Source organism: Pseudomonadota bacterium (assembly GCA_039815145.1).
Taxonomy (GTDB): domain Bacteria; phylum Pseudomonadota; class Gammaproteobacteria; order Steroidobacterales; family JBCBZW01; genus JBCBZW01.
Map to the genome: position 1 here is coordinate 1 of JBCBZW010000191.1, position 7,436 is coordinate 7,436.

Annotated in this window: 7 protein-coding genes; 4 read left to right on the plus strand and 3 right to left on the minus strand. The window is 67.4% G+C overall.

The genetic code is table 11. The annotated features are described in order from the left end of the window. Window positions 1–411, minus strand: a 411-nt coding sequence (locus tag AAF184_23785; GenBank protein MEO0425377.1) for a glutamate 5-kinase, incomplete at its 3' end; no start/stop codon positions are given. Between the two features lie 190 nt (window positions 412–601). Between AAF184_23785 and AAF184_23790 the strand changes: the two genes are divergently transcribed. Continuing rightward, window positions 602–1,195, plus strand: a complete 594-nt coding sequence (locus AAF184_23790; protein MEO0425378.1) for a rhomboid family intramembrane serine protease — start codon at window positions 602–604, stop codon at window positions 1,193–1,195. A gap of 102 nt (window positions 1,196–1,297) precedes the next feature. Beyond that, window positions 1,298–2,185, plus strand: a complete 888-nt coding sequence (locus AAF184_23795; protein ID MEO0425379.1) for an amino acid ABC transporter substrate-binding protein — start codon at window positions 1,298–1,300, stop codon at window positions 2,183–2,185. Window positions 2,186–2,203: 18 nt separating this feature from the next. On the opposite strand, the gene AAF184_23800 is transcribed toward AAF184_23795, so the two are convergent. Further along, entirely contained in the window at window positions 2,204–3,802 is a 1,599-nt protein-coding gene (locus AAF184_23800; protein MEO0425380.1) for an alpha/beta fold hydrolase, read from the minus strand. A 251-nt stretch (window positions 3,803–4,053) separates the two neighbouring features. Here AAF184_23800 and AAF184_23805 point away from each other — a divergent pair, with 251 nt between their 5' ends. Both AAF184_23805 and AAF184_23810 read left to right on the plus strand, forming a co-directional pair. Then, on the plus strand, window positions 4,054–4,758 hold the full coding sequence (locus AAF184_23805; GenBank protein MEO0425381.1) for a hypothetical protein: 705 nt from the start codon (window positions 4,054–4,056) through the stop codon (window positions 4,756–4,758). Further along, window positions 4,745–5,887 (plus strand): hypothetical protein, encoded by a 1,143-nt coding sequence (locus AAF184_23810; GenBank protein ID MEO0425382.1) that lies wholly within the window; start codon window positions 4,745–4,747, stop codon window positions 5,885–5,887. The genes AAF184_23805 and AAF184_23810 overlap by 14 nt, the downstream gene beginning before the upstream one ends. 150 nt (window positions 5,888–6,037) lie before the next feature. On the opposite strand, the gene AAF184_23815 is transcribed toward AAF184_23810, so the two are convergent. Next, window positions 6,038–7,436, minus strand: a 1,399-nt coding sequence (locus AAF184_23815) for a TldD/PmbA family protein (protein ID MEO0425383.1), incomplete at its 5' end; no start/stop codon positions are given.

Genomic DNA, 7,436 nt, shown 5'->3' on the forward strand with positions numbered 1-7,436 from the left:
GCGCAGCAGGCTGCCCATCGTGTGCTGGAGGCTCAGATAGCTCTGGCGCAGGCTGAAGTCTCGGCGCGTGAGCAGCAGCTGCGCGCAGACGATGCCGAAGCGCGAGAAGCCCTGCTCGTAGAGCGCCATCAGCGGCATCTGACCGACAGCCGCACAGGCCTGGCGCTGGGCCGGCGTGAGCGGCGGCTCGAGCTTCAGTCGCTCGCACCCGAGGCCCACGGCACCGGAGCTCACCAGCAGCACTTCACGGCCGGCGTGATGGAGGTCGGCGAGCTGCTCGATGATGCCGGCGAGGCGGGTGAGCGCGGGGCGGCCGTCGTCGCGCGTGAGCACGCGGGTGCCGACTTTTACAACGATGCGCCGGGCGTTGGCGAGCGCAGGGCGCGCGGTGGCAGAGCTGGGTGTGGCCAAGGCGAGGCGCCTCGCGATCGGAACGGGGGATCAGAATATCCCACCTCCCCAGGGCGACAAAACAGTCGCCTCGGACTGGATCGCACCGGTCCGCGGCCCCATGTGCGACCCTTCAAGGGGGTGCAGACTCAGGGAACCGCGGGCTGCGGAGACTGCCTGAGCACTCGTTGAGCGTGGATTAGTAGTTGCGATGCCGCCGGTGACCCAGGCCCTGTTGTTCGCGAATATCGGCGTATTCGCCTTGGAATACCTGCTCGGGCTGCCCCTGGGGGCCTTCGCGCTATGGCCCTTGGGCGATCCGGGCGGACGTTTCCTGCCGTGGCAGATGGTGACCTACAGCTTTCTGCACGGGGGCGAGTTGCACCTGTTCGTCAACATGATGGCACTCATCGTGTTCGGCGATCCCCTCGAACGCACCTTCGGCTCTCGGCGCTACTTCTACTTTTACATCGCCTGTGTGTTCACCGCTGCGCTCACGCACCTGATCGTGACGCCCCTGATGGGCCTGCCCGCCTTGCCCACCGTCGGCGCATCCGGTGGGGTCTTCGGGTTGCTGCTCGCGTTCGGCATGTTGTATCCGCGCCAGCGGGTGATGTTGCTGATCCCCCCGATCCCGATGGAAGCGCGCTGGTTGGTGTTGATCTACGGCGCCATCGAGCTGCTGTTCGGGGTGACCGGGAAGATGGCGGGGGTCGCCCACTTCGCCCACCTAGGCGGGATGCTCGGTGGCTTCCTGATGATCCAGTACTACCGCTCGCAGATGGGCCCGCGCCCGCGGCGCTAGGCATGGCGGCGGCCCTGGCCGCTGAGCGGCGGGCGTATCGCGACAGGGCAAACCCTATGGCAGACTCAGGCGATCACATCCTCGCCTGCGCCAGGAGGCCCCATGACTCGCTTCTCCCCCACCCGACGCCTCGCCGCCACGGGCCTGTGCCTGGCCCTCGGCGCCCTGATCGCCGGCCCGGTCGGCGCCGCGTCGACCACCCTTGATCGTATCGCTGAGCGCGGCGAGCTGCGCGTGGGCTACGTGCCCGATGCGCCGCCCATGTCCTTCCGCGGCGAGGGCGAGGAGCCGATGGGCTACTCCATCGCCCTGTGCAAGCGGGTGGCCGCGGCCATTCAGAAGGCGATCCAACTCGACGAGATGAAGGTGAGCTACGTGCCTCTGGTCACGCCGCGAGCGCGCCTGCAGGCGGTGGAAGAGGGGGAGGTGGACCTCGAGTGCGGCGCCACCACCGTGACCCTCTCGCGTCGCGAACGGGTGGATTTCTCGCTCATGACCTTCATCACCGGCGGCGCCGTACTCTCGATGAGCGACGCCGAGATGGCGTCCACCTCGGACCTCGGGGGCAAGAAGCTGGCGGTGATCACGGGCAGCACCACGGAAGACGCGTTGCTGCGCTTCCGCGAGACCAATGACATGCCCATCGAGTTGCGGGTGATCTCCAATCACCTGGACGGCATGAAGCTGTTGAAGGCCGGGGAGGTGGACGGCTTCGCCTCCGACCGCGCCATGCTCATCGGCCAGGTGGTGCAGCGGGGCGAGGACCCGAAGGATTATCGCCTCACGCGCAACGTGTTCTCCTTCGAGCCCTACGCGCTCATGCTCCCGCGTGGGGACACGGAGTTCCGTCTGGTGGTGGACAGCGCCCTCGCGGAGCTCTACCGCAGCATCACCATCCAGCGCATCTACCACGACTGGTTCGGCAAGTACGGCGAGCCCCTGCCGGAGATCGTGCGGGCCATGTACGAGTCCCAAGCCATCGCCGAGTAAGGAGCCCCACAGCGCGCCTCAGCGCTCGAGGAAGTCGTTCACCTCGTCGAGGAAGCGGGCCGAGGCGGGTTCGCGACCGAGCAGGAGGTGGCTGTCGCTCTCCAGGCTCACGAACTGCGCGCCGGGGATGCGTGCCGCGATGTCGCGGCCCGTCTCCACGGGAATGCGCTGATCGCCCCGCGAGTGGAGGACGAGGGTCGGCGTGCGCACCTCGCGCAGGCGATGGCGTACGTCGATGTCACCGAAGGCACTCAGGAAGCGGACGGCGTTTTCCGGCGAGGCGGTTTGGCGCTGGAACTCGTTGAACCAGGCCAGCTCGTCCGGCGTGGCGCTCGGCATGAACGTGGACGAGAAGATCTGTCGGTAGGTGGGTAGGTCCTGCCCCCATCCGGACGCGGTGAGCGTCATCACCGCTTCACGTTCGCGCACGGTGGCCTCGTCCGCATCCACCCGCCAACCGGCCGCGTAGGCACCGAACAGAATCAAATGGCTCACCCGCTCGGGGTGGCGTACGGCGTACTCGATGGAGACGGACGCGCCCTGGGAGATACCGAGTAGGGCGAAGCGTTCGATCTCCAGGGCGTCCACCACCGTCTCCAGGTCCGTCACGAACGCGTCGAAGTCGATCGCTTCCACGTCCCAGTCCGAGAGGCCGTTGCCTCGCTCGTCGTAGCGCACGAAGCGGTGGTGGCGTGCCAGGCGGCGGAACAGGGGGCTCCAGATTGGCGCGTTCCAATCGAGCTCCAGGTGGCTGAGCCAGTTCGCCGCCTTCACCACGGGCGTGCCCTCGCCGACGGTGGCGTAGGCGATGCGCACATCGTCCTGGGACGTGCAGAACTGGATGCTCTGGCGGCCGAGGAAGGCCCGTTGTTCATCTTCCGCCGTGGGCGCTGCCGGCGCGGGTGGCGGGTGGGCGAGCGGGGCCTCGGGTGCCTCCCAGGGCACGCCCGCCGCGCGCAGACGCTGGGTCAGGGTCTCGGCGAGGTTCTCGGCCTGAGCGCCGCGGCCGATGCGGCGGAGCAGGGACACGGCGGCGCTGGCCGCGGGTGCCGAGAAGGGGTCGAGTTCCAGCCAGCGCAGGGCGTGCTCGGCCGCGTCCTCGGGGGTGCTCGCCGGGTGCTGCGCCAGGGCACCGGCGAGACGGGCGCGCAGGCGCTGCACCTGCTGGCGTTCGGCCACCAGCCAGGCCTGAAAGTCGGATTGGTCCGGCAGGTCGATGCCGTCCAGCAGTGGCTCGCGCAGGGCCGTGTCGAGCGCACGAAGGCTCGCCAGCGTGGGCTCGACGCCGCTCTCGTCCAGTTGTTCGGTGATGCGATGCAGGTCGATGGATGCGCCGGCGGGCACGAAGGCCGCGCGTTCGCGGTCGGCCACGATTCGCTCGGCCGCGTCATCGTTGACGATCCCGCGCAGCTTGCTGAGCGCCCAGCGCAGGGCACCGCGGGGGTCGTCGGGCACCTCCCACAGCAGTTCACAGAGGCGGTCGCGTCGATGGGGTCGCGCCGTAAGCGCGAGGTAGGCCAGCAGCGCGCGGGTCTTGCGCGAGGACGGCAGGGAGATCAGACAATCGCCGCGTGACACGGTGAGTTCGCCTAGTAGCTGAATGCGCAGTGCTTGCATGGCGCTCGCCCGGACGGGATTAAGTAACCCCGCGATTCTCTCAGAAAGCTCGCACGGACGACGCAACCGTTTGCGGTGCTCGATCCTCCGTCGAGTCAACCGGGTAGACTACTCAGCCGTTAGAAACAAGATCGTGGCGACAAGCGTGTCGTGTAAAGGACCTTACAAACGGGAACTCTCGCGCCGGTGGTACTCCAAGCACTGGTCTGAGACGAACCGTACGCTGTGGACCGAAGCCGTAGGACGAGCCCTTGCTGGATAAAGACCATGGGAACGTGCGTTGGGGACTGGTGCCAGTCGCCCTCGTGCTCGCGCTGTTGGGGGCTTGTGCCAGCCAACCGCCGGTGGAGGAGATCTTCACCCAGGACGAGCGCTCGGATCTCAGCGGCCACTGGGAACTCGACTACGAGCGCAGCGACAACGTGCAGCGTCGCCTGCGCAGCCTGCTACTGCGCCTGCAGAAGGGCGGCTACGCGGTATCGGACCCCGGCGGCCAGGGTGTCACCCTGTCGCGCTCGCGTGCGTCCCTCGAAGCGCTCGTGGGCCTGGCGCAGCTGGCGGACGAGGTGACCCGCTCCCCCGTGCTCGAGATCGACCAGACGGAATTCGACATCGCGGTGGAGCGCGACCAGGACTTCGCCCTCACCTGCGTCTTCCATCCGGATCGTCCCCTCTCCCAGCAGGGCGTGATGAGCAGCGAACTGTGCGGTTGGGTGAACGAGCGCCTGGTGTTCCAGACCGGCCTGCCCGACGGCCTGACGATCTTCCACCAGTTCACCCTGGCGCCGGACGGCGATCAGCTGCACATCGCGACCACCTTGCGCGGCCCCGGCGCGGCCTCGCCCTTCACCGTGAGCCGCTTCTACAACCGCTACGAACCCCTGCGCCAGGAGAGCGAAGATTGCGCCGATACGCTCACGCGCGGTCGCGTCTGTGCAGGTGATGATGATCGTTAGGTTGCTACGCGCAGGCACCTGGCTGGCGCTGGCAGGCTGGGTCGGCGTGGCCGCCGCCAGCCCGACCCTGCTCGATGTGGATGTGCCCCTGCTCGACCAGGGCCTGCCCGTGAGCCGCGCCCAGCAGCTCGATCAGGGCATCTACCCCGAGATCCGGCGGGTGGAGGCGCAGTACTTCGCAGTAGAGCTCACGCGCGCACTGGTGGACACGGCGCGCTTCGGCACGATCCGAGTGGTGCCGAGCGAGGACACGACGGCCGAGTTGACCGTGCGCGGCAAGATCCTGCGCTCGGACGGCCGCGAGCTGGAGCTGTCCCTGGTGGCCATCGACGCCACCGGACGGCGCTGGCTGGAGCGCGACTACTACATCGCCACCCCCGTGCCCCTGACCTCGCCGGATGACAAGGTCACCACCGAGCAGCAGGTGGATGCCCTGCAGCCCCTGTACGCACGCATCACCACCGACCTGATCATGGCGCTCGACGCCCACGACGAACGCGATCTCACCCTCATCCGCGAGATCTCCCAGCTGCGCTACGCGGCGGCCTTGGCACCCCAGCCCTTCGCCGCGTACGTGGAGTGGGTACCGCCGCAGCGCGCTCCGAGGAGCGACGACCCCGAACAGGTGCTGCCGCCCCTGATGCCCCCGCACTACCGCGCCGTGCGCCTGCCCTCGGCGCAGGACCCGATGATCGCCCGCATCGCCCGCGTGCGCCTCACGGAAGCGCAACTGAAGGACACCTCGCACCAGCTCTACGTGCGCGCCGTGGACGAGGTGAGCGCTGGCTACGAGACCTGGCGCCGCTTCAACGCCCAGCAGCTGGCCTACGTGGAGGAGCGCGAGGGGCGCTTCGCCAGCACGAGCAAGAAGGAGCGCAAGCGCCGGCGCAAGGCGCGCTCCTACTCGAGCTACAAGCAGAGCTACGAAGACTACCGCTGGGCCAAGGAGCAGGAGCAGCGCATGGCCGCCTGGGCTGCGCGGCTGGACACGCAGGCGAGCCCCACGGTGCAAGAGGTGGAAGGCACCCTGGTGGAGCTCGAAGGGAGCCTGGCGGAGCAGTACGCGGAGTGGCGGCGGATCCTGCGCGCGTTGTTCGAGCTCGAGACCGGCGTGGCGACCGCGCCCTAGCAGCCTGTTGTAGTGCCTCAGGCGGCACGATCCGGCGTTGGAAATCGACTCAAAATGCTCATGTACCGTTTGTACACTGCGCTTTTTCGTCGATTTCCGCCTTGTCTCGCACTCGCCTGAGACGCTACAACAGGCTGCTAGTACCGTGGGTCAGCCCAGCTTGCGCGCCGTGTTGATCACGTTGATGCCGTCGAAGCGCGCTGTGGGCGTGCCGTGGGACACCGCGCTCACCTGCGAGGGCTGACCCTTGCCGTCGAAGAACGATCCCCCCAAACGGTAATCCCGCTCATCGCAGAGGGCGGAGCACGAGTTCCAGAACTCCTGCGTGTTCGACTGATACGCCACGTCGTCCAGCATGCCGACGATCTCGCCGTCCTTGATCTCGTAGAAGAGCTGGCCGCCGAACTGGAAGTTGTAGCGCTGCTGGTCGATGGAGTAGGAGCCGCGACCCGCGATGTAGATGCCGCGCTCCACGTCGCGGATCATCTGCTGCACGCTGTACTCCTCCTTGCCCGGGGCCAGGGAGACGTTTGGCATGCGCTGGAATTGCACGCTGTCCCAGCTGTCGGCGAAGCAGCAGCCGTGCGACGCCTTCTCGCCGATCATGTGGGCTTGATCGCGGATCGCCTGGTAGTTGACCAGGATGCCGTCGCGCACGAGATCCCACTCTTTGGTTTTCACGCCCTCGTCATCGTAGGCCACGGCGCCGAGGGATCCCGGTTGGGTCTTGTCGGCGATCAGATTCACTAGCTTCGACCCATAGGCGAACTTGCCGCTGCGCCACTTATCCAGGGTGGCGAAGCTGGTGCCGGCGAAGTTGGCCTCGTAGCCGAGTACCCGGTCGAGCTCCAGCGGATGGCCGACGGACTCGTGGATGGTGAGGAACAGGTGCGAGGGGTCCAGCACCAGGTCGTACTTGCCCGGGGTGACGGACTTGGCCTTGAGCTTCTCCTGCAGTTCGCGGCCGGCGTTGGCGGCGTCCTCCACCATGTCGTAGGAGCGGTTGTAGAGGGTGGTGGCCGTGCGCACCTTATCTTCCTCGCGGCCGTCGAGGTACTCCCAGCCCATGCCGACCGGCGCGCTGAGTCCGTTGCGCGTGCGGAACTTGCCAGATTCCGAGTCGACGCCCGTGGCGAAGAAGGGCGCCCACAGGCGGTGTACGTCCTGATCGATGAAGGAGCCGTCGGTGGACGCGAAGTACTTGCGCTCGTTGACCAGGAACAGGCTCGAGTTGATGAAGCTCGCGCCCGCCGTGAGCGCGGCGTCGTTCACCGCCATCAGCAACTCGATCTTGTCCTTGATCGGCACCCGCATGGCGTTGCGCGCGATCGGCGTTTGCCACTGCACCTCACCCGCGCCCTTCACCGGCGCCAGGCGCACGGGTTCGGTCTGGTACTTCGAATTGGCCTTGGCGATGGCGACGGCTCGCTCAGCGGCCTGCGCCACGGCGGCTGGCGTCAGGGCATTCGTCGCGGCGAAGCCCCAGGTGCCCTTGGCGATCACCCGCACGCCCACGCCCACCGATTCCGTGTTGACGATGTTCTGCACC